The sequence below is a fragment of the Gordonia sp. NPDC062954 genome (assembly GCF_044543825.1).
GTDB lineage: Bacteria > Actinomycetota > Actinomycetes > Mycobacteriales > Mycobacteriaceae > Gordonia > Gordonia tangerina.
Map to the genome: position 1 here is coordinate 79,273 of NZ_JBITWL010000019.1, position 26,933 is coordinate 106,205.

General features: G+C 65.5%; 26 protein-coding genes and 2 pseudogenes. 15 read left to right on the forward strand and 13 right to left on the reverse strand.

Annotated elements, in window-relative coordinates; genetic code table 11:
• The first annotated feature begins 11 nt into the window (after nucleotides 1–11).
• The 3 genes from ACIGKQ_RS17675 (at nucleotide 12) to ACIGKQ_RS17685 (ending at nucleotide 2,301) form a co-directional block, all read left to right on the forward strand.
• Nucleotides 12–878 carry a hypothetical protein gene (locus ACIGKQ_RS17675; protein ID WP_235721572.1) on the forward strand — a complete coding sequence of 289 codons (867 nt, stop codon included), beginning with the start codon at nucleotides 12–14 and terminating at the stop codon, nucleotides 876–878.
• 39 nt (nucleotides 879–917) lie between these two features.
• Complete coding sequence (locus ACIGKQ_RS17680; protein WP_235721573.1) at nucleotides 918–1,577, forward strand: hypothetical protein; 660 nt, start codon at nucleotides 918–920, stop codon at nucleotides 1,575–1,577.
• 106 nt (nucleotides 1,578–1,683) lie between these two features.
• Entirely contained in the window at nucleotides 1,684–2,301 is a 618-nt protein-coding gene (locus tag ACIGKQ_RS17685) for a maleylpyruvate isomerase family mycothiol-dependent enzyme (protein ID WP_235721574.1), read from the forward strand.
• Nucleotides 2,302–2,358: 57 nt separating this feature from the next.
• Here the strand turns inward: ACIGKQ_RS17685 and ACIGKQ_RS17690 are convergent, their stop codons facing one another.
• Nucleotides 2,359–3,072 carry a TetR/AcrR family transcriptional regulator gene (locus ACIGKQ_RS17690; protein WP_235721575.1) on the reverse strand — a complete coding sequence of 238 codons (714 nt, stop codon included), beginning with the start codon at nucleotides 3,070–3,072 and terminating at the stop codon, nucleotides 2,359–2,361.
• A gap of 232 nt (nucleotides 3,073–3,304) precedes the next feature.
• Here ACIGKQ_RS17690 and ACIGKQ_RS17695 point away from each other — a divergent pair, with 232 nt between their 5' ends.
• From ACIGKQ_RS17695 to ACIGKQ_RS17710, 4 genes are all read left to right on the forward strand, one after another.
• Entirely contained in the window at nucleotides 3,305–4,864 is a 1,560-nt protein-coding gene (locus ACIGKQ_RS17695) for a hypothetical protein (RefSeq protein ID WP_396574595.1), read from the forward strand.
• Nucleotides 4,865–4,889: 25 nt separating this feature from the next.
• The gene (locus ACIGKQ_RS17700) at nucleotides 4,890–5,897 is read left to right on the forward strand and encodes a hypothetical protein (RefSeq protein ID WP_396574596.1); all 1,008 of its coding nucleotides are present in this window, start codon (nucleotides 4,890–4,892) and stop codon (nucleotides 5,895–5,897) included.
• A 189-nt stretch (nucleotides 5,898–6,086) separates the two neighbouring features.
• On the forward strand, nucleotides 6,087–6,488 hold the full coding sequence (locus ACIGKQ_RS17705; RefSeq protein ID WP_396574597.1) for a TY-Chap domain-containing protein: 402 nt from the start codon (nucleotides 6,087–6,089) through the stop codon (nucleotides 6,486–6,488).
• A complete protein-coding gene (locus ACIGKQ_RS17710) occupies nucleotides 6,449–7,309 on the forward strand; it encodes a hypothetical protein (RefSeq protein ID WP_396574598.1) in 861 nt (286 codons plus the stop codon). Before ACIGKQ_RS17705 ends, ACIGKQ_RS17710 begins: the two co-directional genes overlap by 40 nt.
• A gap of 16 nt (nucleotides 7,310–7,325) precedes the next feature.
• On the opposite strand, the gene ACIGKQ_RS17715 is transcribed toward ACIGKQ_RS17710, so the two are convergent.
• Both ACIGKQ_RS17715 and ACIGKQ_RS17720 read right to left on the reverse strand, forming a co-directional pair.
• Nucleotides 7,326–7,601, reverse strand: a complete 276-nt coding sequence (locus ACIGKQ_RS17715; RefSeq protein WP_396574599.1) for a hypothetical protein — start codon at nucleotides 7,599–7,601, stop codon at nucleotides 7,326–7,328.
• Nucleotides 7,602–7,673: 72 nt separating this feature from the next.
• On the reverse strand, nucleotides 7,674–9,494 hold the full coding sequence (locus ACIGKQ_RS17720; RefSeq protein WP_396574600.1) for an exonuclease domain-containing protein: 1,821 nt from the start codon (nucleotides 9,492–9,494) through the stop codon (nucleotides 7,674–7,676).
• A gap of 225 nt (nucleotides 9,495–9,719) precedes the next feature.
• Here ACIGKQ_RS17720 and ACIGKQ_RS17725 point away from each other — a divergent pair, with 225 nt between their 5' ends.
• Nucleotides 9,720–10,541, forward strand: a complete 822-nt coding sequence (locus tag ACIGKQ_RS17725) for a hypothetical protein (RefSeq protein WP_396574601.1) — start codon at nucleotides 9,720–9,722, stop codon at nucleotides 10,539–10,541.
• A 102-nt stretch (nucleotides 10,542–10,643) separates the two neighbouring features.
• Here ACIGKQ_RS17725 and ACIGKQ_RS17730 read toward each other — a convergent pair whose 3' ends face one another.
• The 6 genes from ACIGKQ_RS17730 to ACIGKQ_RS17755 all read right to left on the reverse strand — a co-directional run bounded on the left by ACIGKQ_RS17730 (nucleotide 10,644) and on the right by ACIGKQ_RS17755 (nucleotide 16,638).
• Nucleotides 10,644–11,609, reverse strand: coding sequence for a hypothetical protein (locus ACIGKQ_RS17730; RefSeq protein WP_235721584.1), 966 nt, complete (start codon nucleotides 11,607–11,609; stop codon nucleotides 10,644–10,646).
• A gap of 16 nt (nucleotides 11,610–11,625) precedes the next feature.
• A complete protein-coding gene (locus ACIGKQ_RS17735; RefSeq protein ID WP_396574602.1) occupies nucleotides 11,626–12,615 on the reverse strand; it encodes a hypothetical protein in 990 nt (329 codons plus the stop codon).
• 88 nt (nucleotides 12,616–12,703) lie between these two features.
• The gene (locus ACIGKQ_RS17740) at nucleotides 12,704–13,099 is read right to left on the reverse strand and encodes a hypothetical protein (RefSeq protein WP_396574603.1); all 396 of its coding nucleotides are present in this window, start codon (nucleotides 13,097–13,099) and stop codon (nucleotides 12,704–12,706) included.
• A 120-nt stretch (nucleotides 13,100–13,219) separates the two neighbouring features.
• Nucleotides 13,220–13,882 carry an Ltp family lipoprotein gene (locus ACIGKQ_RS17745; RefSeq protein WP_396574604.1) on the reverse strand — a complete coding sequence of 221 codons (663 nt, stop codon included), beginning with the start codon at nucleotides 13,880–13,882 and terminating at the stop codon, nucleotides 13,220–13,222.
• A gap of 396 nt (nucleotides 13,883–14,278) precedes the next feature.
• Nucleotides 14,279–14,818, reverse strand: a complete 540-nt coding sequence (locus ACIGKQ_RS17750) for a TY-Chap domain-containing protein (RefSeq protein WP_396574605.1) — start codon at nucleotides 14,816–14,818, stop codon at nucleotides 14,279–14,281.
• A 116-nt stretch (nucleotides 14,819–14,934) separates the two neighbouring features.
• A complete protein-coding gene (locus ACIGKQ_RS17755) occupies nucleotides 14,935–16,638 on the reverse strand; it encodes an ATP-binding protein (protein WP_396574606.1) in 1,704 nt (567 codons plus the stop codon).
• Between the two features lie 269 nt (nucleotides 16,639–16,907).
• Between ACIGKQ_RS17755 and ACIGKQ_RS17760 the strand changes: the two genes are divergently transcribed.
• Nucleotides 16,908–17,177, forward strand: coding sequence for a HigA family addiction module antitoxin (locus ACIGKQ_RS17760; RefSeq protein WP_396574607.1), 270 nt, complete (start codon nucleotides 16,908–16,910; stop codon nucleotides 17,175–17,177).
• A gap of 51 nt (nucleotides 17,178–17,228) precedes the next feature.
• Here ACIGKQ_RS17760 and ACIGKQ_RS17765 read toward each other — a convergent pair whose 3' ends face one another.
• Nucleotides 17,229–17,861, reverse strand: coding sequence for a TetR/AcrR family transcriptional regulator (locus tag ACIGKQ_RS17765; RefSeq protein WP_396574608.1), 633 nt, complete (start codon nucleotides 17,859–17,861; stop codon nucleotides 17,229–17,231).
• A 66-nt stretch (nucleotides 17,862–17,927) separates the two neighbouring features.
• Here ACIGKQ_RS17765 and ACIGKQ_RS17770 point away from each other — a divergent pair, with 66 nt between their 5' ends.
• The 6 genes and pseudogenes from ACIGKQ_RS17770 to ACIGKQ_RS17795 all read left to right on the forward strand — a co-directional run bounded on the left by ACIGKQ_RS17770 (nucleotide 17,928) and on the right by ACIGKQ_RS17795 (nucleotide 24,047).
• Entirely contained in the window at nucleotides 17,928–19,259 is a 1,332-nt protein-coding gene (locus tag ACIGKQ_RS17770) for an FAD-dependent oxidoreductase (protein WP_396574609.1), read from the forward strand.
• A 270-nt stretch (nucleotides 19,260–19,529) separates the two neighbouring features.
• On the forward strand, nucleotides 19,530–19,994 hold the full coding sequence (locus ACIGKQ_RS17775; RefSeq protein WP_396574610.1) for a hypothetical protein: 465 nt from the start codon (nucleotides 19,530–19,532) through the stop codon (nucleotides 19,992–19,994).
• Nucleotides 19,995–20,894: 900 nt separating this feature from the next.
• Nucleotides 20,895–21,209 (forward strand): annotated as a pseudogene (locus tag ACIGKQ_RS17780) (SIR2 family protein); the annotation flags it as partial.
• Between the two features lie 94 nt (nucleotides 21,210–21,303).
• Complete coding sequence (locus ACIGKQ_RS17785; protein WP_396574620.1) at nucleotides 21,304–21,699, forward strand: hypothetical protein; 396 nt, start codon at nucleotides 21,304–21,306, stop codon at nucleotides 21,697–21,699.
• 39 nt (nucleotides 21,700–21,738) lie between these two features.
• Nucleotides 21,739–21,861 (forward strand): annotated as a pseudogene (locus ACIGKQ_RS17790) (DUF808 domain-containing protein); the annotation flags it as partial.
• An 884-nt stretch (nucleotides 21,862–22,745) separates the two neighbouring features.
• Nucleotides 22,746–24,047 carry a hypothetical protein gene (locus ACIGKQ_RS17795; protein ID WP_396574611.1) on the forward strand — a complete coding sequence of 434 codons (1,302 nt, stop codon included), beginning with the start codon at nucleotides 22,746–22,748 and terminating at the stop codon, nucleotides 24,045–24,047.
• 73 nt (nucleotides 24,048–24,120) lie between these two features.
• Here ACIGKQ_RS17795 and ACIGKQ_RS17800 read toward each other — a convergent pair whose 3' ends face one another.
• The 3 genes from ACIGKQ_RS17800 to ltrA form a co-directional block, all read right to left on the reverse strand.
• Nucleotides 24,121–24,261: a hypothetical protein gene (locus ACIGKQ_RS17800; protein ID WP_396574612.1), complete on the reverse strand. Its 141-nt coding sequence runs from the start codon at nucleotides 24,259–24,261 to the stop codon at nucleotides 24,121–24,123.
• Nucleotides 24,262–24,280: 19 nt separating this feature from the next.
• Nucleotides 24,281–24,883: a transposase gene (locus tag ACIGKQ_RS17805; protein ID WP_396574613.1), complete on the reverse strand. Its 603-nt coding sequence runs from the start codon at nucleotides 24,881–24,883 to the stop codon at nucleotides 24,281–24,283.
• Nucleotides 24,884–25,026: 143 nt separating this feature from the next.
• Nucleotides 25,027–26,580 carry a group II intron reverse transcriptase/maturase gene (gene ltrA, locus ACIGKQ_RS17810; RefSeq protein WP_396574614.1) on the reverse strand — a complete coding sequence of 518 codons (1,554 nt, stop codon included), beginning with the start codon at nucleotides 26,578–26,580 and terminating at the stop codon, nucleotides 25,027–25,029.
• Between the last annotated feature and the right edge of the window lie 353 nt (nucleotides 26,581–26,933).

The following is a 26,933-nucleotide window of genomic DNA, read 5'->3' on the forward strand; positions in this document are numbered from 1 at the left end:
GTACTGGAGAGGTGATCAGGCTCCTCGTGATTGTCGTCGTGGTGGCGGCGATCGCGGTTGCCCTGGTGGTGGTCGGGTCCTGGGTGGTCGACGGTGTCCGGTCGTTGGGCACAGGAATCGCTGACCGGGTCCGACGGATCGGATCGTCCACCCAGAAGTCGCTGCCCGCCGACTCCGACCCGCAGCCCGACACCCCAAACGAGCCGCTGGCGGAACTTGCCGAGGACCTCCGCGCCGCCAGCGCCCGCCGCTGGGCGCGGTGCCGCGCCATCCAGGAACAGGCAGAACCGGCCGAGTCCGAGCAGTACCGGCAACTCGCGGCACACCGGTGGGACCCCGACCTCGTCGACGTCGACCGTCTCCGCACCGAATCGATCGGACAGATCGCCGCGACCGCCGGCCTGGTCGCCGACCGCGTGAGCGACTACCCGGCCTGGAAGCTCGACTTCTTCGACCGTCACGGCGTCCGCGTCGACCTCGCCGCCGAGGTGACCGCGCTGGCGACGTCGGCCGCCAACGTCCGCGACCAGATCTCGCTCCTGGGCGATCCGCCCACCAACCTGGCCGCCGACCACGACGTCGTCACCACCTACGCCGCCAAGGCGCAACTGTTGTCGCGGCGGCTCGACGGACTCGTCGAACGGCTCGGCGCGCTGGGCGAGTACCAGCAGATCGTGGCCGCCATCCAGCAGCGCCAGGACAAGCGGGACTGGCTGGACCGGGTCAGCGCCATCGACGACTTCGAGAACGAGGTCGACGCCCAATGGGACGCCACCGAGGCCGGCCGGATGCGCAACACCGCCGACGAATCGGAGATGTTGGCGTCGATCTACCTGGATGCGCTTGCGCCGCTGGCGAAGACGCTCGGGCGGGAGTGACGGCCCGGTCCATCTCGTGTCACCGCATAGGATGGCCGAATGGATGGTGGGCCGGTTGATGTGGAACGCGAGGAGTGGATTGGTGCTGAGCCGCTGTTCCGTTTGTTCGTGTTCTCCTACGAGGCCGGCAGCTACCACGTGGAGGCGTTCGATCATTGGTGTCGTGACGTCACCCGACTGATCGCGGACGCAGGCTACTACTACACCGACAGTGACAAGCTGTGGTCACTGGCCTTGATCCACGAGGGATCACGAGGTACCGACATGACGTGGCTCTCCGGCTACGACTACCGGATCGCGCCACAAACGTTCGGCGAGCGGCAAGCTCGTCGCGATATGCAGTTGCGGTTTCTGGCGGCCAGGTCGCGAAGCTCGAAACCGGTCGTCTTGCCAGACGGGTTGCGGGTCATCCGCATGTTTCCCGAATGGGGAGGAGCGGGTCCACTGTGGGAGTCGTTCACCGACAACTATCCAGCCGATCCTCGTCGGCTCGGCCTGAGTCGCGGCCTGGCTGCCAAACTGGAGGCGTGGAACGAGCATTGGGGTTCCCGACACCACGACGAACCGCTCGCCGATGCCGACAGATGGCTCGCCGAGGGCGTGGAACTGCACGCCGAGGTTCAACGTGCGATGGCGGAAATTGCCGAGGTGGCGCCAGAGTTCCTACCGCACGAACGGCAATCCCCCGAGACGCTATGACACGTACGCCGCGGCGCAAAGGCGGAGTTGTCGTGACCACGCGTCAGGATTCACCACCGTGTGACCATTGAGTCACCGACATCGACACGAAAGCGACGGTGCCCCCGTGAACGACGACGAGATCTTCACCGCGATCGCCGATGAGCGACGTCGCCTGGCCGACCTGGCCAGCACCTTCACCGACGACCAGTGGGCCACGCCGTCGTTGTGTGGCGGCTGGACCTGCCGCGACGTGGTGGCCCATCTGGTGGTGCCGCTGGTGGTGTCGATCCCCGCGTTCGGGCTGGCGATGCTGCGCGCCCGTGGCAACTTCGATCGCGCCAACATCGCCATGACCGCCAAGGTTGCGGCCAGCTACTCCGATCTGCCGAAGACGCTGCGCGACAAGGCCGACAAACGCTTCACACCGCCCGGGCAGGGACCGCGCGCACCATTGACCGACACCCTCGTGCACGGACTCGACATTCGCCGACCGCTCGGCATCGCCGCTGACTTCGATGCCGACCGTGTCCGGGAGGTGCTCGACTTCCTGGTCGACAGCGCGGGCAAGAACATCTTCGGCACCACGCCGACCACGGTGCGCTGGGTGGCCACCGACCTCGACTGGACCGGCGGCGACGGCCCCATCGTCAAAGGGCCGGCCGAGTCGTTGATGCTGGTGCTCAGCGGTCGGTCGGCGGGGATCGCAGATCTGAGCGGGGATGGAGTGGCCCACCTTGGGTGACCGCCAACCGACAAGAACCCGTGCGGGGATGTCGACGCGGCCCCAGCCCAGCAAACGTCAGGCCGCTGCCGGATCGAGCAGCCGGAGCAGCCATCGGGAGAGTTCGGGGATGGAGGCGAGCAGATCGACCGGGTCGGAGGTCTCGAGCGCATCCGACGTGATCTGGCGAACCGCGTAGACGACACCGAGGTACGCCGATGGGGGAAGCACGTCGCCCTCGTGCCGCGTGTCGACGATGTGGCGGTGATGGTCGGCCACGGTGTCGGCGAACAGCTGCAACGAGTGCCGCCGACGCTGCCGGGCGGGCGCACCCATCGCGTCGATCTCGACTTGAAAAGCGCGGCCCACCACCGGATCGCGCTGCATCGGTTCCAGATAGCCGCGCAGACATGCGTCCACGAAGTCGGCCAGACTCTGCTCGGGATTCAGCCGTGCCGCGATGCCGGTGAGCAACACCTCGATGAATCTGTCGTAGGCGGCCAGCGCGCACGCCTGTTTGTCGGCGAACACCCGGTAGAACGCGGCCCGCGACACCTGCGCTCGCTCGACGATGTCGGCGACGCTGACCGCGGCATAGCCCCGGGCCGCGACGAGTTCGGTGAGCGCGATGAGGAGTCGCTCCTGCTGGGCGGCGTCGATCTGGACGCGAGGGATGCTGTGCCGACCTCGGGGCAGCGGTGCCGGGGGAGTGAAGAACACCCCCGGCACGATGGCGACGATGCCGCGGGGATCGGCAGGCGCACCTCCCGGCTCGCCGCCACTGGTCGCCATGATCGGGGTCTTCCTCTAGCGGTACGGGACGTCGATGACCACGTGAAGCTATCACGACGATGGTCTAGCCGCCTGACCTGCGCAGACAATCACTCAGGCGGCGGAGGGACAGAGCCGTCCGCCGCCACCGATAAAAGTACGCACTTGTTTTTCTTTCCTGAACGGGACTACATTCATGCCACCGCCGTGAGCCACATCACGTTCACGGGCCGTCGTCGTCAGGGGAGATGGAATGGTTGGGGAACCCGATTCGTCTGGGCTGAGAGGTCGTGCGCTGAGTCGTCGCCGGTTGTTGCAGGCGGCTGGAGTCGGCGTCGCCGGCGCGATGCTCGCCGCACGGCCGGGCGCCGCAGAAGCCGCACCGGGTGGCTTGCCCCGCGGGCTGAGCACCGACGAGATATGGGATCGCAATCTGGAACTCGCCGATCACGGACCTCGGCTGACCGGCAATCCCGCCCATCGCCGATTCATCGACTCGCTGGAAGCAGACCTCGACCGCATCGGCCTCGACGTCCACCGCGACCGGCTGACCTTTGACCGATGGGACCCGCTGCGCTGGGAACTCGCGATCGACGGCACGCCGGTGCCGGTCGCCTTCTACTTCCCGTACTCGGGGGTCACCGGGCCGGACGGAATCACTGCGCCGCTGCAGTACCTGGGTGTGCTCGGCCAGATCGGCGCGTGGGAACCGGCCCGAGGCAAGATCGCCGTGGTCGAGGTGCCGGTGCTGCCGCTGCCGATCACCGTGGGCTACCGGCCTTCCGGGCAGTACCCGGTCGACGCGGCGCCGCCGGATCCGATCGCGTACCTGCCGAGCGTGTCGGACGCGGTCGGCGCCCCGACGCTGGAGAATGCTGTGCGAGCGGGTGTGCGCGGCGTGATCTGCATCCGCACCGGCATCAGCGAGGCGTTGGCCGACGACCAGTATGCGCCGTTCACCACCGGCTACCAGGGATGCCCCGCGGTGTGGGTGGGTCCCCAAGAAGCCGAACGGGTCAGAGCGTCGGCACGCCGCGGCGCATCGGCGCGGCTGGTGATGCACGCCCGTCGCGCGCTCGGCGCGGCCACGGACACCCTGTTCGCCGTCCTGCCCGGCACCGACCCGACCGAGACCGTCATCGTCAACACGCACACCGATGGACCGAACGTCGCCGAGGAGAACGGCGGCATCGGGCTGATCTCCCTGGCCCGACAGTTCGCTCAGGTGCCGGCCCACCGACGACGCCGAACCTTGGTGTTCGTCTTCGTCACCGGGCACTTCCAGTTGCCGCAATTCGAAACCGAGGTCGGCAGCGGAGTCGGCACGATGCAGGCGTCGAGCCGATGGATGCGCATGCACCCCGAATGGTGGGACGGCAAGGGCGCGCATCGGAAAGCTGTTGCGGCACTGACCCTGGAACATCTGGGGTGTCGCGAATGGCTCGACGACCCGCAGCACCGTCACTACGGTCCGACCGGGCGGCCCGAGGTCGGCTGGTGCTACACCACCACACCCGCGATGCGGTCGATCTACCTGGCCAGCGCCCGCGGGACCGCGAACGAGCGGACCGTCACGTGTGATCCGCTGCCCGCCTTGTACTTCGGTGAAGGCGCACCCTTCTACAAGAGCGGCATCGCCACGGTGTCGCTGATCCCGTCGCAGACATATCTGACCGCCGCGCCCGCCAACGGGGCGATCGACAAGCTCGACAAGCATCTGATGGCCGGGCAGATCGAGACGTTCTCGAAAGCCATTCGCACAGTGGAACGAAGGTCGAGCGCCCAGATCGGCGCACCTGCCCTGCCTCTGTGATCCTCATGCGAAGGAAATCATTCTCATGTCTGCTCTCGCCATCCGGCTCTGCGTTGCCGTGGTCTCACTCGCGGTCGCTGTCACGGCTTTCGCCCAACCCGTCGTCGCGTCTGCCGCACCCCCGACGACGGACACCGCGACGCAGCGCTCGCTGACCGGCCCGTACCGCACCGCGCAGACTCTCGATGCAGGTGCCTGCACGTCGTTGTACGGTGCGATCTCGAACGGCCTGGTGCACGCGTTCGGAAACAATCACTCGGACCTGAAGTGCTCACAGACATTCCCGAACGGATTGGCCAGTCCGATCGGTGTGGCGCTGTACTACCCGACCAACACCCCACCCGATCGCCGGCTGCCGGTGGTGCTGTGGACCGGGGGCATCCTGTCGGAACCCGGCAACTACGACCTCACCGCGAAGATGTTGGCCAGCAACGGATATGTGGTCGCGATCCCGTATGACTTCGTGAACTCCTTCGCCTATCTGCCCCTGATCGCGGCATCCGCCGTGGCCAGGGCCGACTCCGACCGTCGTTCCGCGCTTCATGACCGAGTCGATTTGGGGCGGATCGCGATTGCGGGCCACTCGGCCGGCGGTGCCGCCACCCAGCAGGCCGCCAGCCTGCCGGCGAACGTGTGGCGGTTGGTCGACCCGCGCATCACCGTGCGCAGTGCCGCGGCCGTCGAGCCGGGACCGGTGGCGATTGGTGCGACGCTGACCGTCCCGACCCTGTATCTGACCGGCTACAACGACGTGGTGGTGCCGCACTACCTGTGGGCGCGCTGGACGCAATACGAACTCGCCGGTCGCGTCCCGGCATACCTGCTGTGCGCCAACGGCGTCGGGCACTTCACCCCCGTCGACGACCCCGCGCACAACCCGTTCGCGCCGATCCTGCTCAGCTGGTTCGACCACACCCTCAAACAGAACTCCGACGCAGGCGCCGATTTCCTTGGGCCGGACTGGGGGCTGCGCGATGATCCGGCGTTGGCGTATGCGCTGCGGAACCGGGTGGCGGCAGGGTTGCCGGGCTGACCGGTGGGCCTAGCCTAGTGGCTCGCGCCCGCTCTCACCGCCGGGCGCAACGCTCGAGGTGCTGCGTGGTCTGAACCTCCCCCTGTGGACAACTGATCCGCAGCCCCCGTGCCTTGTCAGAGCTCCCTCCTACCGTGCAGGGCATGCGGTCATCGCCGATGGCCGACGGCCGATGGCATAGGGGGATGCATGTCCGACGATCAGGCTGCGGCTTTCGACAACGACGCAGATGTGGCATGGCGACAGTTCCGCACACGGCTCAGCGCGAGCGTGGCGAGGCTGCAACGCGACGAGTTCATCGAACTCAGCCGCGCAGAAAGCACCGGACGACCCCTGCTCATCTTCACCACGACCGGAGCGGGGAGGGCGCGATGCACGGTCGGCGACATGGCGCTCACCAACTTCTGGCCATCGCATCAAGCGCCGGAGGCCCGAGCGCAGCGAACGGCTCTCGCCAGGCTCGAATGGCGAAAGCTACGATCGGGCAGGACTATTCGTGAGTCGGGCAAACGGACGGTCGACAGGCTGGTGTGTGCGACGCGGAGACGGCGTTGCGTGAGGTCTGGCAGATCGAGCATCCGTCGGTGCTGAATGTGCACGACCCGTTCAGTCCGGCGGCCAAGAGACTCCGCGCAGAGAACCGACCCAAGGAACGAGTGCTGACCCTCAGCGGCAAGGCATCGCCGGGCGTGATCCCCGACGACGCCCAACATCTGCTGACCATGGCCGCGCAGACGCTGACCGCCACGTGGGGACACCACTGCCCGGTCGACGATGGCGCCATCCGCTTCACCGACGTCGACGGCATCAACACCAAACTGCTGGTGTCTCCGCACGCCATGCGGTTGGAGTTCTGCACGGTCGTCGGCCACTGCATGCCCGACATGGAGCTCCTCGGCGCCGTCGTCGCCGAGCACTCGTCGCGGTGGCCCGACGTCGCCATCGTCGTGGCCAAAGACCACGTGTTCGCGGTCAGAGCGCTGGAATGCACCACCTTCTATCCGGCCAACCTGCTGGCCGCGATGGACGGCTGGCGCGAGTTCTGTACGTCTGGCGCCATCGACATCGTCGAACAACTCCACCCCGAGATGGCCGGTGCGTATGGCCCGCCGCACGGCCAGATGCCCGCGGGATTGGTCGACCTGATCACACGCTGGGTCGCCGACCCGTGCGGCGTCACCCCATCCCGAATCGCCTGTGACACCAAGGCAAACACGCCGATGCTGCGCCGGTATGCGCGCATCTGCGGCGAATGGCTCGAAGAATGGCCCGACGGGGAGCCCGCCGCCGGTGGCGATGAGCCGCTGATGCCGGAACCCCGTGATGTGCGGAGGTTTGTACCGGTGCTGCTCGAGGCGATCGGGGTGGCGGCTGAGCTCAACGTGGCGTCGGAGATGAGGCGGGGGAGGTGAGGTGGCGGTGCGACTGTCAGTGCCTCCGCCGCCGGAAGGTCGCGATCGTGAACGACGATGCGATCCAGGTCAGCGGAATCCACACGTAGCAGGACAACGCATACCAGACACTGACGACAGCGAAACTGGAAACGATGCTCGGGTCCCCGGGAGACCTGTGGGTCAGCACCCCGATCCCCCAGACCACGAACATGAAGGCGCCATAGCTGATCGGAACAGAGATGAGAAGAAGTCGCAGAGAGTACGGGCGCAGGCGCTGCCGACTCGCCGTGCGGCTCTCGCGGTCGGACACGCTATGGAACATGCCTGACCGTATCCCAGCGACCGATGAGCGGGCAGACGGGTCTTCGATTCCCAAGACCCGTCAAGCCGCACCGGCGCACTCGGGGCAGCGGTGCGGTCGACGGCCACGTGTCCGTCCGCGGTGCCACGTCCGAGAGCATTCCGCGCAGACCAACGTGTCGACGCTGGACTCTGGCGTGGGGACCGGCGTTGACTTCGCGCGTCGTGTCGCAGCACCTGCAGGGCTGCGACGACATTCCCGGCAGACACGTCCACGACGACTCGCAGTCCACGAATCCCCGCACCGTTCGCACACGCATGCCACACCGTGATGGTCGAGTACCCCGACCGGCAGTGGCCGGCCGGCGGAAGTCGCGGCGAGGAAGTCGTCCACCGTGGCAATCGGGATGCGAAACTTGTGCGCCGACTTCGCTTTACCGGACAACGTGGCTGCATCCACGGCCACCAGCAACTGGCATCCCTTCGCCGTGACCGAATCAACCGGTCGTAGCCCGTGACGTGCCGCAATCGCATGCAGCTCTTCGCGCGTCACCTCCGTGCCATCAGCCCGGCTCGCCCCGTCGCCGGTGAAGCACACCGTCAGATCCGCGTCCAGCTGAAGTGACTCGGTGGCAATCCGATAGGAGTTCGTCCGGCTGATAACCAGATGCGTGTCGAGGTCGAGCAGTGCGGCCACACGCACCAGGCTGTCGAGCTCGTCGTCAGTGACGACACCGTCGTCGAGGGCGGTGTCGACAAGTGATGTGAGGAACTCGCGGTGCGCGCGCTCGATGTCGCGATCGGTAAGCCCGAGCTCGCCGGCCAGCTCGCGCAGCTCGGTGCGTTCATCGTCGGTGAGTTTCAGGTCGGCCAGCGCCCGGTCGAGCAACACGACATAGCTCGCGACGTCGGCGGCCGGCCGGATGTCGCGAGCGAGTTCGACCAGGTAGGGCGACGGTTGGTAGACGGCAGCAGCCTTGTCACGCACTTGCAGCCGGGTGGGGGCGGCTTCACGCACACCGGTCCGCGCCGGTGTCCCCGCCGCCGGGAACTGGTCGGCCACCCTGAGGAGGAGTTCGGCGGTTGCCCGGGCATCGGCGATTGCCCGATGCGCATTGTCTAGGGTGATGCTGTGGGCGGCGCACGCGGCGGCGAGCTTGCGGCGGGTCACCGACAGAGTGTCCAGCCCGCTACCCCAGTCGATGTCGATCCCGGCGCGGGTCAGTTCGTATCCGACCATCCGGGTGTCGAAAGAAATGTTGTGGCCCACCACGACGGCACCGTCGAGGCGAGTGGCCACAGCGCCCGCGATGTCGGCGAAACTCGGCGCGTCCACAAGCATGGACGCGGTTAGACCGTGAATCCACACCGGCCCGGCATCGCGCTGAGGATTGACGAGCGTCTCGAACTCGTCGCAGATGACGCCCCTGTGATCGACGGTCACGATGGCGATCTCCACAATCCGATCGGAATGGCGCAGCCCGGTGGTCTCCACATCGATGACCGCCACCGTCGATCCGGTACCGATGAGGCCGGCGAGGGTTGATGCTTCCGACAGATCCTGAGGCGTGATCCCGGTCTGCTCTGGGATGGCCAGTCCGCCACTGGGGCTGCGGTCAGACTCACACGTGGGCGACGTGAGGCCAGGATCGGTCGGCAGATCGCCCGCCGGACTCGGAGTCGACGGACCCACTGGCGTGGGGTTGACCGGAGCGCGCTGCTCTGCGGGATGCACTGTGGCCGTCCACTGGCTGCCATCGAACCATCGCCATGCCGCCTGCTGCCACGGGTCGGGGTACCAACCGGGTGCGCTGCTCACGGTGGCGGTCCAGCCACTGCCGTCGAACCACCGGAACTGCGCTTGCTGCCAAGGATCGGGGTACCAACCGGGTGCTGTGTGCACGTGCGGCCCCTTTCATCAGTCCGCCGGTGACCGTAGTGGGTCCGACCGACATTTCATTGGGGACGCGCTGAACCGCGGAGTGCGGCATCGATGGCTGGTCCGTAGTTGGGGCGAATCAGCCGTATGAAGCTGCCGAGAATGCGAGGCTTCGAGGGGAACCGAAGCACCGACGGACGGCTGCCAGCGGTCAGACGGGTACACGTCCTGAGTCGAGGAGCGGACGCGATGTACGAACTGCAACTAACCATCGACGAGTATCACCTGTTCGTCGCCTTGCCCGATTCGCGTGAGGCTCTCGGGAACACGGCTGCGAGAACCTATCTCGGCTGGAATAGGTCGCGATACGAGCGTGCGCGCGCCGGCCTGCTGGAGAAGCAACTTGTGGTGCGGGCACGCGGACGCGGCGGGGCCTTGCGTCGCGCACCGGTAACCGACGACTCCGACGTCAGCGTCGACGACGCGGCGTGCTCCGCCACGATCCGCCCACCGGTCGCCGAGGCTGAACTGTACGAACCCATTCTCGCGACCCTGAAGACCGGCTGGTCCGAGGACCGAGGTTTCAACGCCCTGGTGATCGAGGAGACCGCACACCAGGGCCGTCGGCCCACTGGTGGGTACTGGACCCGGCCTGACCTGGTCGCGGTGGGAATGAAGACCTTCAAACACGTCCCGCATCAGCAGTTCGAGATCGTCACGTTCGAGGTCAAACCGATGGCGAAGCTCAATGTGATCGCAGTGTTCGAGGCGTTGGCACATCGTCGCGCATCGACGCACGCGTACGTCCTCATCGAGATGCGCAACGAGCTGACCGACGCGTATGTCGAGACACTCGGCAACGTTCAGCAGGCGGCGACAGAACACGGCGTTGGCGTGATCGTCTTCGATGACCCTGCCGACTACGAAACCTGGGAGGAAGTCGTTGTCGCCGAACGAAGCGAAACGCCGCCGGAGATGCTCAACGACTTCATCGAGACGCAGGTGTCGCAGCCGGGACAGCAGGCGATTGAGACTGCGATCGCTCGAGGAAGGGGCTGGGTGGTGGGGTGACTGGGCGTGCTGAATGCGTGCCTACGGACGAAGCACGGGTAGAACTTCTCTGGCGAACCGCGACCGCGGTGCGCATCCTGCTCGCCTTCAGAGACACCACACTCAGCCCAGATCCACCGCACTCACCCGAACCGCCGTGTCGTTGAGGAAGCCCACCTGCGCCGACAGGTTCGCCTGCACCTCCTGCAAGTACTGCCACTGCGGGTCGGGCGCCGACGGGATCGGCATACCGTAACCGTCGGCCATCAACCGGTGGTGCCGGGCGTGATCGCGCAACACCTTTGCGTACTGATCGAAGTCGACGGCCAGCTCGGCGAGCTGGGCGACGTTGCCCAGCAATTCACGCCAGTTCTGCTCCACCCGCTGCACGCGCTGGTCGATCGCCGCCTGCAACGCGCGTCCGACATCGGAGGTCGATTCGGGCTTCTCCAGCAAGGACCGAATCCACCAGATGCGGTGACACTGATGGCTGATCGTGTAGAGCGACGCATTGATCTGCTCGAGCAGGGTGCCGGTGTAGATGAGGTCGCTGCGCACCACGGGCGAGGCCTGGATGGTCTCCACCAGCAGCACCGCGACGCCAAGCAGTTCGGCTTCGGGACGCAGGAGTGTCGACTCGCCGGCGAGCGCACCGTAGGCGGGGACGCGCTCGGCGCCGTAGGGCCACGGATTGATCGGCGGTGCGGTGGGCCGTTTCTCGTGGTTCGCGCGTCGTTGCAGCCAGTAGATGACACCGCCGAGTACAACCAGCAGCGCCAGGCCCGCCAACGGTTGGCCACCGGCAATGCCAGTCATGAACGCCCAGGCGAGGAACGCGATCACCACCGTGACGATCGGGTGGCGTCGGCACCACTGCCACGGACCCGGAGACTGCGCTACCGGGTTCGGTTGCGGCGTGCGGTTGGACCACGTGAAACGCAGGAACGCGTCACGCGCATTCTCGGGGGCGCAGTGATTCAGCAGTGAGCTCAGGGCCGCCGGATCGGGTGCGGGCCGCAACGCGCTGCGGGCGCCGGCCGACGACATCGCGACCAGGTGGTCGGCCATGCCGACAGGGTTGGTGGGCATCGTGCTGGGTCCTCGGTCAGCCGCCGACGATGTGCGGTGTGGGCGGCGGGAAACTCGGGTTGTCGGGCAGCGGCTGCTCGCCATGCTTGTCGCCGACCTGCTTGACCGTGTCGAGATCGGCGAACTTCGATGATCCCTGCCGCGCGAGCGAGTCGTCGTACCACTCGAACCACGGGTACCCGTGTCGTTGGTACTCGGTGATCGTCGGTGGCGCATGGTGTGGGGGAGTCCCGGTGAGCGTTTGCCACTGCATGCTGTTGATGATGCGCAGGGTGGCGTGCGATTGCGCGCCGATCGCCCAATTTTCCTTCGGCTCGATCGGTACCGCGACCGACTGGGTGATCGACCCGCCGGCGCCCATCCCCATCGCCGAGCCGGGTTCTGGCATCGCGCCATCGGGTGCTGCCATCGGGGCCATGGTCTCGCCGCAGTCGGCCACCGTCTGCTGTAGGGCTTGTCGGGCGGCTCGACGGCGAGCCCACGTTTCGCCTTTCAGAGGTGTCACTTGAATCCGCACTGCCGCGTCGTCGACGCCGGTCAGTTGCTCGGCCGCGGTGTACCCCTTACCGAGCGGCATGGCGACGAACTGGCGCACCGTCGTCTCATCGACGCGGAACCCATCGAGCCAGGGTTGGGTGGGCACCTCGAAGTAGTCCTCGCCGGTGAAGTCCACCTCATCGGTGAAGTCGTCGCCGGTGACAGCGTTGACGCCGCCCACCGACATCCGCACCAGGAACGGATAGTCGCTTGGGGCCGAGAAGCTGAACCACGCCGCCTCGGCCTGCCACATCGGCAGCAGCACATCACCGGGTGACCAGTCGCCGGCCCGGCTGCGGACCTGCCCGGCGTCAGTGAGCTGAAAGGAACCGAGCCCCGGCGGCAGGCCGTAGCTGGTGTCGTCGTCGGGAACCCGCAGCGTGCGGTGCACGGTGATGAACAGGCGTGCGTCCGGATGGACGGCGGGGAACACGAACTCCAGACGGCTCTCGGTCGTGGTGACGGGCATCGGTCCCTCCTCGGTGGTGGCGGTGTGCGGACAGGCTATGACGGGGGTGCGACAGAACCGCGGTGGCGTGACGTCGGCGCGATGTGTCTCAGTACGGCCGCACCCGCCGATCACTCAAGATGTTTGCCACACGCTTGCCGAGCAGCTTCTCCACGGGGTAGCGGTCGATCTGCTCGAGCGTGAGCTCCGCTGTCGGGCTCATCATGCGTTTCAGATCGTCGGCCGACACATTCGGCATCTCCACGGCGACCTGCCGGGCCTCGACGATGTCGATGTTCTCGTGCGTCCACACGAAATCGGATGCGCGATGGTGATCTTCGGTCACGAACCAGTTCGCCAGAAAGGTCGAACGATTCGGGATGAGCGTCCACACCTTACGTTGATCGACCAACGCCCGAGCCTCCGGCCTGGTCGCCGCGAGCCAGTCCACGGTGCTGCCCTCCACTCGGGTGAGACGCCAGAACTCCCAGCCGTCCTTGGCCATGCGGGTCCTCCTTCGTTGTGGTCCACACCGAGTATGCGAGCGAGTCCTGGGTGACCAGGTAGCCGGGAAGTCGTTGCTAAAGGGGGGTATTCGATAGCAACGACGACCCGACGTCGCCGGTCACACACCCAGCTGGTCGGCGGCGTACGTCGCCTGCTCGAGCGTGAACTGGTCGCCGGCATCAGAGGTCAACTGCTGGATCAGGCCGGAACGCGACATCCCCATCATGTCCAGGTATGTCTGACCCGCCTGCACGGCTTCCTCATTCCAGTCCACATCACCCTGCTGCTCGATGTGGTTGACCGCGACAGTGGCGTCCTCCACCGAGAACCCATCTCCGGCATCGGAACTGAGCTGGCGGATCAAGCCCTGCTTGGACATGCCCATCATGTCCAAATAGGTCTCGCCGGCGCGCACGGCGTTCCGCTGACTGCTGGTCAGGCTCGGCGTCGCCGGAGCCGACTCGGGGGCCGGGGCGGGTGCTTCGGTGGTCGTGGTGTCGACCACCTGCGTGGCCGTGGCCGGTGCCTGCGCGACGGTGGCCTGCTCGGCGGCCGCCTGCTCGACCGGCGTGGGCGCGGACACGCTGCCTGGCGAGGCGTTCACCTCCTTGGTCTCGGTGTCCGAGGTGCCGCCCATCGCCGCGCCGATGCCGCCGAGGGTGACGAAGGCGGCCACACCGCCGACGGCGATCTTCCTGCGCCGACTCCACCCCTTCTTGCCCTCAGGAGGCGTCGGCTGGCCCCACTGCGCGGTGGGCATGTCGTTGTTGTGCTGAGTCATCGTGAACCTTTCGTATCTTGTGGTGCGCTGATCGGCTATCGGCGGATGCGTCAGCGGGTGGTCGTGGCGACCGAGTCGTCGGCAATCTGAATACCGCTGTGCACCAGAGCAACATCGCTCACGCTCCGTCGACCCACCCGCTCTTGCGGACGGTCGCGCGCCGTAGTGCTCGCGGTTCTGAGAGCGTGCATTCCGATCTCTGACGAACTGATTCAGAGAGTAGAACCGAGGTCTGACAACTTTTCGCCGTCAGTTTGTTGCGGTGGTTCCGGAACCGTATCCACGCCGGCCTGGGACGGGTGGAGGCCGCCGAGGATCACGTCGAACCGGGGGCGTGCACCGTCGGACGGAGTGTCGGTCATGGGTAGGGGATAAGGGGGCCCGACCCGGTGGCCGTCAGTCCGCGTCGGGCAGACCGGGCACGATGGTCAGGTGTCGTCGCGTTCGGGCCGGCAGGGGACCGGGGTTCGCCGGGGGAACGGTCGGCGCAGTTCTGGCTGGAGGTTCCAGCGGATGGACCGATCCGTTCGGGTCCCGTAACGTCAGCGACCACGGATACGGCACATTCCACCACTCACGCAGGAAAGCGACGCTTTGCCGTGCGACCTCATGGTGAGCGCGCCGTCCGACGTCTCGGATGTGCTGGTGTTTTCGGGGCTGATAGCGCCACCCGGCGGCGACGAACTGCTGGTGGTATGGCGTCCACTCCTCCCGGCTGCGGTGTGACAGTGCGCTATTGGGGACGACGCACCGCACCCGTCCGGAACTGGTGGCGGTGTAGGTGAGCAGGTGCCCGTGCCAGCCCCGTTCGGGATCCTCCAACTCGATGAACTCGAACACGTCGGTCTTGAGGTCGCCGAGTCGGGCCGCGAGGTCTTCGGTGAAGTCGAGCCAGGGCTCCGGCTCGTCGTCATCGTCGAAGCGGTCGAATGGCATGGTGTCCCCCCTGATGCTCCTTGCCCGGACTGAAGGCGGTCCGGCCAACACTGATGGAGGGCACGCTACGCCGGGGCAGTGACATCGCTGGGAGTCGACCGGGGGAACGTGAATCCTCAGATTCGGTACGCGCGATTCTTGCTCGTCGGTGGCGCGGTGGCGTGGACTTTGCCAGCGCTGACGAGTGTTCGAAGTGCGGGTCTGAGAGTGCTCACGGGTGTGTGGAGGGACTCGGCCAACTCATGCACGGTCATGGTGCCACCGTGCGACAGTGCATCGACGATCCTGCGCTGGGTCGGGGTGAGTTCGGTTCCCGATTCCGCTTCGGGAGTCAATTCGAACGTGCCGCGCTCGTTGCGGACGATTCCTTCGCTGACGAGATCGGTCAATGCCGCCTGCGCCACCGTCGTGTCTATTGCAAGCTGGCGTCTGAGGTCGTCGACCGTCACCGATCCCAGGTGGTGGATCAGTGCAAGCGCGTTGTCGCCGATAGTGGTGCGTTGGCGGCCGCCGATCGAATCGAGCCACTCACGGGTTTCCGGGTTGAGGAGTCCGAACCTGTCGAGCACTGTCACAAACGATGCCGGTGTGCTCTGGAAACGCGGTGCAGGCAAACCATTTTGCGTCATCTCTCCCAGCATTCTGGGAATGCCGGAGCCCGCGTTCTCACCGACGGTCTCATTCCGGTCGGCAAACGGGACCTCGGTCAGCAGCCTCGCCAGCAATTGATTCCGCGAGCGCGATTGGCCATCGAAGATCGACTCGACGTCACGACCGCCCCACAGTCCGCCAGGACTGTGAACCTCCAGACGATCCGGATACAACTCCACGCGGACTTGATCGCCGCGCGCCAGCTCGCTGTAGTCGCGATGCGTGACTGCGTTGGCAATCGCCTCTCGAATCGCATCGATGGGAATCTCTGGGACATCTTGGGCGCCAGCGCCTTTGGACACACGGCGAACACGCAGATTGCGCACGACCACGGAAACCGCGTCGTCGATCATGTCCGGTATCGATCCCTCGAGGACCGCGCGGTCGTCCATTCGTTCGTCACCGACGATCACGTCCTTACTGCCGCCCGGGTAGGAGGCGAAGCTGATCATCAGTTGGGGAAAGAACTGTTGGGGGAAGCGCCCGAGTGCAAGGAGCCCTCCCAGGGTCGGTACCCCCGTGTCCCGGTCGACAACTCCCACCCGCTCCAATACATCTCGTTCCGAGGAGGTTCCGTCCAGTGCCCTGGGTCGGCTGGCCCGCAACCGTGCGACGGTTCTGGCGATGAGGCTCGAGTCCAGATCGTCGATCCGTGCCTGCATCACGGGCTCACGGTCGGCGTTGCTGGGGACAGTCAGCACCGACAATTGGAAGACCGAGTAAGTGTCGAGCCTGTGGTCGCCATCCCCGACGCGCATGTAGGTGCCGCGTTCTTTGCCCTGCGCGGTGACAAAGCAAGGCTTCTCTGCCGCGGGAAGCTCTTCGACCTCGGCTACCACAACCGACGCTCCGTCGACCTCCATCTGATCGACACTCATCGCAGGGGTGGGGGTCAGCGGGCCCGCCGGTTCGCTTCCACTTCGGGGTCGCGCCACATCGGCCATCTGGTTCAGAACTCTTCGCGCATCGAAACCGGAGGCGGGTGTGAACCCGGTCGCCTCGTCGAGCCCCAGAATCACAACCCCACCGTGCGTGTTACTGAATGCGCTGATCGTCGGCCAGAGACTCTTTCCGGCGCCACCACCGCCGGACTTGACCTCGACCGTCGCGGTATCGGTCCCCGCGGTCCGTACGGCGTCGACAATGTCCTGCAGATCCGCTGGTCGCATACGCCGACTCCTTCTGACGCCTGTCACTGATCGATCAGTGTATATCACTGACGGCATCACTCATATGAGTGACGGGATCAGTGATAGAAGTGACGGCATCACTGATGTCAGTGATCGGTCGAGCAGATGAGGCCGAAGCCAATTGTCACCCGTTGCGCAACGGTATACTCGTCAGGGACTACGCCGTGATCAGGTCGTTTGCCGACGCGAAAACGGAGCGGCTGTGCTCTGGTCATCGCGTGGCGGGACCGGCGGTGAACGGAGACGACATGAACATTCATCCGGGAGAGATCCTGCTGGACTTCATGGATGAGTACGGTCTGTCGCAGCGCCGCCTCGCAGATCTGCTCGGTGTTTCGCCACGCGCGATCAACGAGATCGTCCACGGACGCCGTCGTGTCACGGCGCCGATGTCGTTGCGACTGGGGAAGCTTTTCGGACAAACAGATTCATACTGGACCAAGCTGCAAGCCGAGTACGACCTGCGGGCGGCACGAGCGCACGTGGACGTGTCGGCCATTCAGACGCTTGCGGTGTGATCAACGATATCGGCGAAAGGCTGGAACAGCGCGAGCCATAGCTGATCTGGATCAACGCGCCACAGCGAACCCGTCGACCACCGATCGGAGCGTGTCGCGCCACACGGCGTCGAAATCACGAGGAGCGACACCCCGCCAAAAACCGGGCCCCGCGGGTGGTGGCTGGGCGGCGAGTTCGCAGCCGGCGAGTCCCTGGCAGGTGGCGTGGAAGGCGAAGATGCAGTCGGCATCTGTGCGGGACGAATGGATGAGCCCGGCATCGCGCACCCGACCGACCCAGGCGGCGAGTGCGTCGTAGCTGGCGATCGCGGCCTCGACGACCCGATCCTGTTGCAGCGCAGCGGGAGAGATCTCGTCGAAGGTGAGGCGGAACAGCGCGGGCCGGCTGGTGGCGAACCCGCGAAAGCCCACTACTCCGGCGCGCACCAGGTCGGCGACCGGGTCGTCGGTGGGGGTCAACTCGCCGACCCGGGTGGCCAGATCGCGGTAGCCGAAGGTGGCCAGGGCGTCGAGTAGTCCCTGCATGGAACCGAACAGGGCGTAGACCGCGCGATGACTGGTGTGCGCGGCGTCGGCGACCCGGCGCACCGACAACGCCGACTGCCCCTCCGCATACATGAGGTCGGCGGCCACGGTGAGCAGGTGCTCGGCCGTGGCGTCGTCATGAATCTTCGGCCTACCCATATTGACAGAGTAGCGGAACGGCGTACCGTAACAACGTAACGTAACGCTGCTACGAAAGGTCGGATCATGAGCACTCGGGTAGTCGTCGTCGGCGGCAGTATCGGCGGACTCGCGGTGGCCGCGGTCCTCGCCCCAATGGTCGACGAGGTCGTGGTGATCGAACGCGCCGACGACGCGGCGGGCAGTGTGGCGCCGCAAGGCCTGCTCCCACACGCCATGGTGATGGCGGGCAGCGTGGTGCTCGAGGAGTTGTTCGACGGGTTCCATGCCTCGTTGCTCGAGCAGGGCGCGGCATCGGGCGGGCCGGACCCGACCCGTATGCCGGTGTACTGGCACGGAGGCGGCGTCGCGCGACGCCACCTGGTGTTGCCCGATCTCGGATTCCCCCGCGCCAGGTGCGGGCGTCGATTGATCGAACCCGAACTGCGGCGCCGGGTGCGGACGCTGCCGTCGGTCACCGTGGTTCAGGGAGTCGTCAACCGGGGGATCCGGAACGACGCCGGCCGGTTGGTCGGGGTCGGTATCAAGAACGGGCCGTCGTTGCACGCCGACCTGGTCGTCGACGCCACCGGACGCGCGGGGCCGTTCCGCCGAGCTGTCGAGGTTCCCGAACCGCCGATCACCGAGGTCGGTGTGGATCTCAAGTACACCGGGTTCGTCATCGAACGCCACGCCGACGACGCGGAGCTCGGGGAGTTGGTTCTGGTGCAGAACACGCCCACGCTGCCGCGTATCGGTGGGCTGCTGCCAATGGATGCCGATCGCTGGCAGGTCATCCTGGGCGGCTACTTCGGCGACAGCCCACCCACCGATCCCGACGGCGCACAAGCTTTCGCCCGCACCCTCGCCGACCCTATGGTCGCGCCCTTCCTCGAGCGCCCGTTCCTCGAGGAGCCCCGCCGCTACACCTTCCGATCGAGCCTGCGCCGTCACTGGGACCAGGTGTCCACACCGGGGTACGTGGCCGTCGGCGACGCGGTCGCCAGCTTCAACCCGATCTACGGGCAAGGGATGAGTTCGGCTCTGCTGCAGGCGAAGGCGTTGGGTGAGGAGGTTGCGCATCACGGCGTCGAGCCCGGTGTCGAAGACCGGATCGCCGCACGCCTGGCCACGGTGGTGAACAATCCGTGGACGATCGCCACCGGCGGGGACTTCGTCTACCCCGACACCCGCGGCCGACGCCCACCCGGACATGGTCTGGTGTCGCGGTACATCCAGCGGGTCATGCGCGCCTCAGCGGCAGACGATCGGGTCAATGGCGCGTGGACGGAGGTTCAGCAGCTGGTCGCCCCGCCTGCCTCGCTGTTTCGGCCCGGGGTCATGGGGCGGGTGCTGGGCGGCCGGGGGAGTGGGGCGCACACCGCTTCAGGACATTTGAGCTACGCAACGCAGGGATGATACGTGAGTATGATTCTGCAACAAGCAGATTCGGGATTCATGCTACCCGGGTCTGGTCTTCCGTGGCGATTGGAGACGCCAGCCGCCGCGTGTGTCGAAGGTTTGGACTGGTGAGGTACTGCGGCTACAACAACTCCGAAGAGAGCGACGGTGTAGCGCCACGTGCTGTGTTGGGAACGAGGCGCAGATGTCGGTTGCTGGCCAAGCTCAGTCACACAGGGGTTGTAGCATTTCAACGGACAATCCGGACTGGGCTGGCACACTCGGGTCATGGAGTTGCCACCTTACGATTGGGTAGTGTTGCACCCACTGCCGACGCTCGCACCGCGCAAGCGGTTGCACACGCTGACTGGCAGTCCATACGACGAGGCGCTGCGCGACATCCACGATGCCAACGGCGGGAAAGCCAAGGTTTGGAAAGCGCAGCAGCCAATGAAAGCCAGTGATCTGCTCGTGACGAGTGTTGCCACCGTTCCTCGCATGTACATCTGCGTCGAAGCACTGAGGAGCGACTTCGACCCACTCACATCATCAAAGATCGACATCGATCCCAACAACTGGGTCAACTTCGACAATGGCATACTCGCGCCGGCCATTGACAAAGCGCTCGGTTGGAAGGTCGAAGCCAGCGCTACCTATCGGGGTGGCGACGCTCGCGCTATTCTCGCAGCCCTCGACGCTGAGTACCAGCTGAATATCCCGTGGTTCACGCCCCTGAGATGGCGTGACGTGTAGCGGTTGCATGCCCCGAGCCCAGATCGTGGTGTGGTCCAGTTCAGATTCTGTGAGGTATGGCGTTCCAGGACAGCAATCCAGAAAAAGTGCTCGCCAGTGCAGACATTCACTGCGCGCGGCACGAGCCTAGCCTCGCAGTCCATCGTGAACACGATGACGCACGTCAGAACAGTCCGCTCCTAGAATCGTCTCGTGCACGACACCCGCGAGCCCGGCCACCTCTTCGTCCTTCATGGTCGCATCGAAAACCTCGACGCCGACGCGGTGATCATCCCGACGGATGCCGACTTCCGCGTGGAGCCGCACTGGCATCCGATCACCGGTGATCCCCGACAGGCCAAGCCCGACGGATGGGGATGGGAACTGGGATTCGGTCAGAGCCGTGCCGACGATGCAGTGTGGTTCCTGAGCGTCTTCGACGACGATGCCGTCGAGGGCGAGCACCTCGGCAAGCGGGTCCAACGGACGGTGCGGGCCATCGTCATGGCGGGACTGACGGCGTCCGAATCGCGGGCGGTGCCCCGCATCGCGATTCCGGTGCTCGGCATCGGGTACGGAGGTCAAGGGGCCCACCGCGGCCGCGTGCTGGACACTTTGCTGCACGCGCTGTTGCACTCGGTCGCTCAGCACCGCGTCGACATCGTCCTGGTGACCCCGAATCGGTCGGTCTTCAGCGCGGCCCAGCATCGTCGCCGGTCGATGTCGGATACGAGTGCGACGCCGCTGCCCTGGGTGCTGCCCGACGGCGCGCTCCACGAGGCCAAACGACTCGGCCGTCTCGCCCAGGACGGGCACCTGGCGCTGTTCCTGGGCGCCGGCGTCAGCATGGCCGCGGGGTTGCCGTCGTGGAATCGGCTGCTGGAGATAATCGCGGACCGCGCCGGCGTCGACCTCGAACCGATGAAGAAGCTCGGGAGCCTGGACACCGCAGAACTCCTCAAGTACGCAGTCGAGCCGCAGGTACTCGGCGACGTGGTCGCCGAGATCCTCGGAACACCGACGAAAATCTCGCTTGCACATGGTCTTCTGGCGGGACTGGGTACGCACGAGGCGATTAGCACCAATTACGACGGGCTGTTCGAGCGCGCCGTGGCGCAGACGGGCCGGCGAGCACCGTCTGTGCTGCCGTGGGAACCAGTCGAAGTCGGTCGGCCGTGGCTCCTCAAACTGCATGGTGACCTTCGCAAGCCCGAGAGCATCGTGCTCACCCGACGCGACTTCGTGCTCTTCGACGCACGCTCTCGGCCGGCCGGATCGCTTCTGCAGGCCCACGTTGATGACGAAGCACTTGCTGATCGTCGGGGCCTCCTTGGCCGACGACAACGTCATTCGCCTGGCGATGGAGGTCGACGAATACCTGCGCACGAACGGCACCGAGGTTTTGCAGGGGACGTTCATCGATGTGTCGGGACACGCAGCCAGACAACAGTTGTGGACCAGGCAATTCGACTGGTTCATCTGTGCCGGCGCCAAGCCCAAGGACCGGGTCCGGCAGATGGAGATCTTCCTCGATGTGGTCGCGGCCTATGCCGCCACCGACGCATCATGGTTGCTCGACGACCGCTTCGCGGGGTTGCTGAGTCGGGATGAGCGGTGCATCGTCGAGCGCGTTGGGGATGCCCTCGACGAAGTTCCCAGCGGCGCGAACGGATTGCTGGCGCCCCTGGAGTCCATCAGGGAGGCGCTGGGAGGGCGGGCTGAGTAATGTGCGGAGGTCAAGCGTCCGTCCTCGGCGGGACACGCCATCGCCGCGATGCTGTGGGTCGGCGGCCAGATCCTGATCGTCGATGTCGGTGAGGCCGGATTCCGTTGGCCGGCCAACTGTCTGCACGACCTCGAGCACTGGTTCGAAGAACTCGTCCCCGGCAGGCCTATTCGCGCGTCGCTTCGCCGGTGGCGGGTCGTTCCTAGCTAGCTAGGTGACGGAACGTGGCCGCTTCGCTGAGTACTGGTAGCTGCGGGTGCGCAACGACTTCATGTTGATCTCGGGGTTGATGGCCATGAGTTCGCGCAGGACGGGCCTTGACGTGAGCGAGAAGATCGCGGAGAAAGATCGTGGTTCAGTAGCTCTTTGTAAACTATGGAGTGCGTCCTCGCAGCTGAAGCAGTACCGGGTACGGTACCCGAGAACAAGAGGCCGAGGCTCGTCATGAAGTTCTTGACGTTGGCGACACTCGTGCCGTGGAGCGGCGCTATTTGCCCCGCGTCGTCCAGACCCTGCTCCCTGTAGCAAAAGATCTCTCCGTGGGCGAGGCCCGGACTGCTGGAGCGCAGGATTCTCTCGAACTCCAGCCGCATCTCGGGTCGGGCGCGTTCATCGATACTCCTCAAGCAGGTCATTCCAGGTTACGCAAACTCTCGAAGCCGCCGACGAACGTTCAGAGTACTCCGGTCGGCGGTAGACTTCGGAACCGGCGTGCGCGATTCGTTGTGATCACAAGTCGTGGTGAACGTCTGGTGATCTGCTGGCGGCCGTCGATGTACGTGCCAGGCGTCGTGTTGGGTGGCGGACGCAGGGCAGGAACGCGACAATTGGTGGCCATGTCGGGGAGTATCGAGCGCAAGTACCGCAGCGTCGAATCGAGGGGCCCACCGTTGCATATTCGCAGGCCATCGACAACGGACGGCAGGAGAATTCCTGCCGCTCTGATCCGCACCTGGTGTTCTGGTCGGCTCGAACGCGCGGACGGGATGCACAAATTGGTACCAACCGCACTCGCACATGTCGCCCTCGTCTGAGAGCATTCCGATGTGAACGAGGATCAGCGCATGCTCGAAGCCGCTTCGAAGAGCGGTGCCGAGTTGGCCGTGTTGGTGGACGAGGAGGGTCTGGTACTCACCGGCGATCAGGCGTCGGTCGAGCGTTATCTGGACCGGCTCCGAAGCATTGCTGGTGACACAGCGGACATCGCCGCGCTGTCACCGAGCAAGGCCGCGAACGTGGCGGCCACGGCCGCTGGGATTGCGAATGTGGCGGCTCAGCACGGAGAGTTCGTGCGACTGTCGCCGGCGAGCATGAAGCTGCTGAGAGCTCACAAGGTCATCCCCGGAACAGATGGTTTTAACCGGATGATGGTCGTGAACTCGAAGGGGAAGTTCGCCGGTCAGCTGCAGTGGCAGCGGGTGTCGTTGGGGCCCTCGCAGGCGATGGCGCTGCAGATGTTCGCGGTTCAGATGGCGCTGAAGTCGGCGATCGCATCCGTAGAAAAGGCCGTCGAGCGCGTGGAGGACAAGGTAGACGAGGTCCTTGCGCTCGCGAAGGCCGATCGTGCGGGAGATGTTGTCGGGCAGAACGCGACCGTCACGCGGCTTGTCGAGTACCTGGATAGTCAGGGTTCGCTGCCCGCCGCGGATTGGGATGCGGTTGCGCCTCTGGGACCAGCGCTCGAGATCACCATTGAGAAGCTCAGAGCGCATATCAAGGATGCGCTGACGGGGTTCGATCCGGAGAAACCCATCCAGGACCGCGCGAAGTACTTGGACAAAGTGGTGACATCGAATCAGCTGGGAGAGACCCTGCAACTGCTCGTTGTCGCCGAGGACACGCTGTACCAGTGGCAGCGTCTTCGGATCGCGCGTGTCGAGGAGACCGAGCCCCAACATCTCGAGAGTGTTGTCCAGTCAGCCCGGGATCTGCTCCGCGCTCATATAGAGCGTGACGGTGAAGTCCTGGTCCAGGCCCGAGAAAACCTGGCAGACTTCGCGCGCATCCGGCCGCTCGAGATTGTGCGCTTCATGTCCACGGGCCAGCTGAAATCCAACATGGTTTCGCTGCGCGACGACCTGGACCAGTTCGCCCACGCGCGCCGCAGCCAGGTGATCGGCTGGACCGAATCCGAGGATCCCGGGGTCCAGGACGCGCTCGCGGAGATCGGGAACCGTGCAAAGTTGGCGGCCGGCAGTGCTCGCGCGCTCGGGGCCAAGGCCGTCGACTTCGGATTCGTCGGAGTGAGCCGTGCAGGTGTGTGGCTGCAGGGCGTGGCGAATTCGCATGAATCCGCCAAGCGGAAGGCTGAGGCTATCGATGACGCGGTGTGGGGAGAGCCAGAGTAGAGCCACAAAACCCGGGAGTATACGGCGCTTCACGTCAATGACACGCCGGCCCTCTGACCTGAGTTGGACCTCCTTAGTGCCTGGCGTTGATGGCGGCGATGACCGTTTCGGCGTCGTCGTCGAGCGGGGTGCGTGCGGTCAGCGGGTGGCCGTCGATGTCGACGATGACGGTGTGGATGCGGCGCAGGGTTTGTACGATCTTTTTGATCGACATGCCGGTGAGGTTCTGCAGGTCACGGGCGAGGGCGAGGGCGGCGAACACGATGGTCAGGTGCGCGTCGATCGCATCGCGGGTGCGGTGAAAGATCGGGCGGGCTTTCAGGTCGGATTTGGCCATCGGCGAATGACTGCTCGACCTTCCACAGGTCGTGGTAGGCCGCAACAACGGCGTGCCCGTCCATCACCTCCGGTGCGATGTTGGTGACGTAACCTTTGTAGCCGGCCGCGGCGCGGGCACGGTCGATGGACTCGTCGTCGAGTGTGACCGTCTGGCCGGAGATCTTCACAAATCGCTGCTTACGCAACGGCTCTGCCTTATCCGCAACACGCTGGGCGCGCAGGATTTGGGCGTTGAGGGTGCGGTTGTCGCGGCGATCGCGTGCCCAGCTGTAGTGCCACACCACCCGCCGGTCGCGGCGATCAGCGCCGGTTCCCATCGGCCTGCTCAACTCCACCACTCCACCGTCGTCGATGTAGTTGCCCCGCCGACCGAAATGATCCTCCAACTCGTTGGGCGCCTTGGAAGTGCGTGAGGCAACAACAAATTTCAGGCCGGCGTCTTCGAGGGCGTTGAGGTTGGCCGCCGAGAGCATGCCGGCATCGGCGACGACGACCATGTCGGTGATCTCGTGGCGTTCGACGAAACCGGTGATGACCGGAATCAGCGTTTTCGTCGTCGGGTAGCTCCGGCCCGTTGCCGGGCCGGAGCCCCCTCAGAACCGGACGTGCGACTTTCATCGCATCCGGCTCAAGCAAGTCCCTATGGGCGTCGCGGGCGACGAGGCTGGGGTGCTGGTGCGTTCGGTGGCCGGCGGCGGCGCCGTCGCTGATACCAGTAGTCGGCCAGAGCGGGATCGTCCGGGGACGCATCGGCTTTGACCATCTGGTGGCGGCGAATCGGCGTCCACGACAGCTTCCTCAGGTAGGCGCCGGTTTCCCGGTCACCGAAGATCCATTGGTCCTGTCGTTTCGGATTGAACCGCCCAAAGTAGCGGTCCACGATCCACTGGCCGGTCTTCCTATTGTGCTGGCGGCTGCCCCACTTGAACAACGTCCACCACAGAGTGGAGCCGATGTCGGAGAAGACCTTCTTGGACACACCAGTTCGGTAGTACGCGGCCCATCCCCGCAAGATTGGGTTGAGTCTGCTGATCACCGCTGCCGCGGGTGCACCGTGAAGGCTGCGCACTTCCGTGCGCAATCTGGTGCGAAACCGCTTGACCGCGGTCTTCGATGGTGTGATCAGCAGCTTCCCGGGGTTGCGGTAGTGGCGGACGGTGAACCCGAGGAAGTCGAACCCTTCGGACAAGTGCACGATGCGCGTTTTGTCCTCGTTGAACGTCAACCCTCGGGGTGCCAGCCACGCGCTGAGACGTTGCTTGACCTGCTCGGCCTCGTGCCGTGAGTGGCACAGTGCGACCAGGTCGTCGGCGTACCTGATCAGCACCGGTGTTCCTGGCCCTGACCACCCTCGCGTAGAACGAAAGGGTTTGTACCGAACTCCAGCGGCGGTTTCCATTCCGTGCAGGGCGACGTTCATCAGTAATGGGCTGATGACGCCGCCTTGCGGCGTTCCCTCAATGGTCGGGGCGAACTGCCGGTTCTCGATCACTCCGGCTCGCAGCCACCGCGCAATGAGATCCCTTGCAGGGAATCCATGCAGGTGGTCGAGCAGCCGATCGTGATCAATCCGGTCGAAGGCTGCTGTCAGGTCGGCGTCGAGGACCCATGCCCGCTTCGGGTCCTTGGCCTTGCAGACGGTGAAGATGGCCTCGATCGCGTCGTGACAGCCCCGGCCGGGTCGGAAGCCGTAGCTTCGCGGTTCGAACCGGGCCTCCCATTCGGGCTCAAGTGCGTTGAGCACCACGGCTTGCGACACGCGGTCGGCGATCACAGGGATGCCGAGCGGACGTCGTTTGCCGTTCGCCTTCGGGATGTAGATCCGCCGAACTGGCAGAGCCGATCGGTGGTCGCCCTGTTGGACCTGACGGGCCAGCTCGGCCCGTTCAGGTCCATGCAGAGCAATCACGCCGTCGACGCCTGCGGTTCCTCGTCCTTGGTTGATCTGCGTGACCCGACGCGTAGCAACGAGCGCGTTCGCCCGAGACCGCATCATCAACCGCTGCAGGCTACGCACCTTGCGGTGCTCACCCGCCCGTGACGCCGTGAAGATGCGTTGCCGCAGCCGCCGTACCTCCATTTCGGCTCGGTCCCAATCGATCTGGTCCCAGTCCTCGCAGAAGTCCTGCGGTCCGTTCACCGCCACTGGTGTGGCGGTGTCCAACGTCCCCGCAGATGCTGACGTCACAATCATCGTCTCCCTTCACGAACTCACCTGACCCGCGTGGGCACCCTCTCGGGCCGAGTATTGCGCTCGTATCCGACCGGTTCGACCTCACCGCGACCAGAGGTGGCCGCCCCGTGGTGAAGCCCTTCCCGTTGCCTTTCGGCGTGTCGGCGTTCGCTTCTCGGGTCATCCTGTTCCCGGCTGGGATGTACGCGTCCCTCACGGTCGGCCTACCAGCCGCACAAGGCTGGACCCAGACGGGGTTTCCACGTTCCACATGCGTCAGACCTGAGTTGGACCTCCTTAGTGCCTGGCGTTGATGGCGGTGAGGATCGTTTCGGCGTCGTCGTCGAGCGGGGTGCGGGCGGTGAGGGAGTGAC

Coding starts and splice junctions, on each gene's coding strand:
- ACIGKQ_RS17680 (WP_235721573.1), top strand. CDS start 918: ATGGATGGTGGGCCGGTTGATGTGGAACGCGAGGAGTGGATTGGTGCT.
- ACIGKQ_RS17690 (WP_235721575.1), bottom strand. CDS start 3,072: ATGGCGACCAGTGGCGGCGAGCCGGGAGGTGCGCCTGCCGATCCCCGC.
- ACIGKQ_RS17695 (WP_396574595.1), top strand. CDS start 3,305: ATGGTTGGGGAACCCGATTCGTCTGGGCTGAGAGGTCGTGCGCTGAGT.
- ACIGKQ_RS17700 (WP_396574596.1), top strand. CDS start 4,890: ATGTCTGCTCTCGCCATCCGGCTCTGCGTTGCCGTGGTCTCACTCGCG.
- ACIGKQ_RS17705 (WP_396574597.1), top strand. CDS start 6,087: ATGTCCGACGATCAGGCTGCGGCTTTCGACAACGACGCAGATGTGGCA.
- ACIGKQ_RS17725 (WP_396574601.1), top strand. CDS start 9,720: ATGTACGAACTGCAACTAACCATCGACGAGTATCACCTGTTCGTCGCC.
- ACIGKQ_RS17730 (WP_235721584.1), bottom strand. CDS start 11,609: ATGCCCACCAACCCTGTCGGCATGGCCGACCACCTGGTCGCGATGTCG.
- ACIGKQ_RS17735 (WP_396574602.1), bottom strand. CDS start 12,615: ATGCCCGTCACCACGACCGAGAGCCGTCTGGAGTTCGTGTTCCCCGCC.
- ACIGKQ_RS17740 (WP_396574603.1), bottom strand. CDS start 13,099: ATGGCCAAGGACGGCTGGGAGTTCTGGCGTCTCACCCGAGTGGAGGGC.
- ACIGKQ_RS17745 (WP_396574604.1), bottom strand. CDS start 13,882: ATGACTCAGCACAACAACGACATGCCCACCGCGCAGTGGGGCCAGCCG.
- ACIGKQ_RS17750 (WP_396574605.1), bottom strand. CDS start 14,818: ATGCCATTCGACCGCTTCGACGATGACGACGAGCCGGAGCCCTGGCTC.
- ACIGKQ_RS17755 (WP_396574606.1), bottom strand. CDS start 16,638: ATGCGACCAGCGGATCTGCAGGACATTGTCGACGCCGTACGGACCGCG.
- ACIGKQ_RS17760 (WP_396574607.1), top strand. CDS start 16,908: ATGAACATTCATCCGGGAGAGATCCTGCTGGACTTCATGGATGAGTAC.
- ACIGKQ_RS17765 (WP_396574608.1), bottom strand. CDS start 17,861: ATGGGTAGGCCGAAGATTCATGACGACGCCACGGCCGAGCACCTGCTC.
- ACIGKQ_RS17770 (WP_396574609.1), top strand. CDS start 17,928: ATGAGCACTCGGGTAGTCGTCGTCGGCGGCAGTATCGGCGGACTCGCG.
- ACIGKQ_RS17775 (WP_396574610.1), top strand. CDS start 19,530: ATGGAGTTGCCACCTTACGATTGGGTAGTGTTGCACCCACTGCCGACG.
- ACIGKQ_RS17800 (WP_396574612.1), bottom strand. CDS start 24,261: ATGTCGATCAAAAAGATCGTACAAACCCTGCGCCGCATCCACACCGTC.
- ACIGKQ_RS17805 (WP_396574613.1), bottom strand. CDS start 24,883: ATGGTCGTCGTCGCCGATGCCGGCATGCTCTCGGCGGCCAACCTCAAC.
- ltrA (WP_396574614.1), bottom strand. CDS start 26,580: ATGATTGTGACGTCAGCATCTGCGGGGACGTTGGACACCGCCACACCA.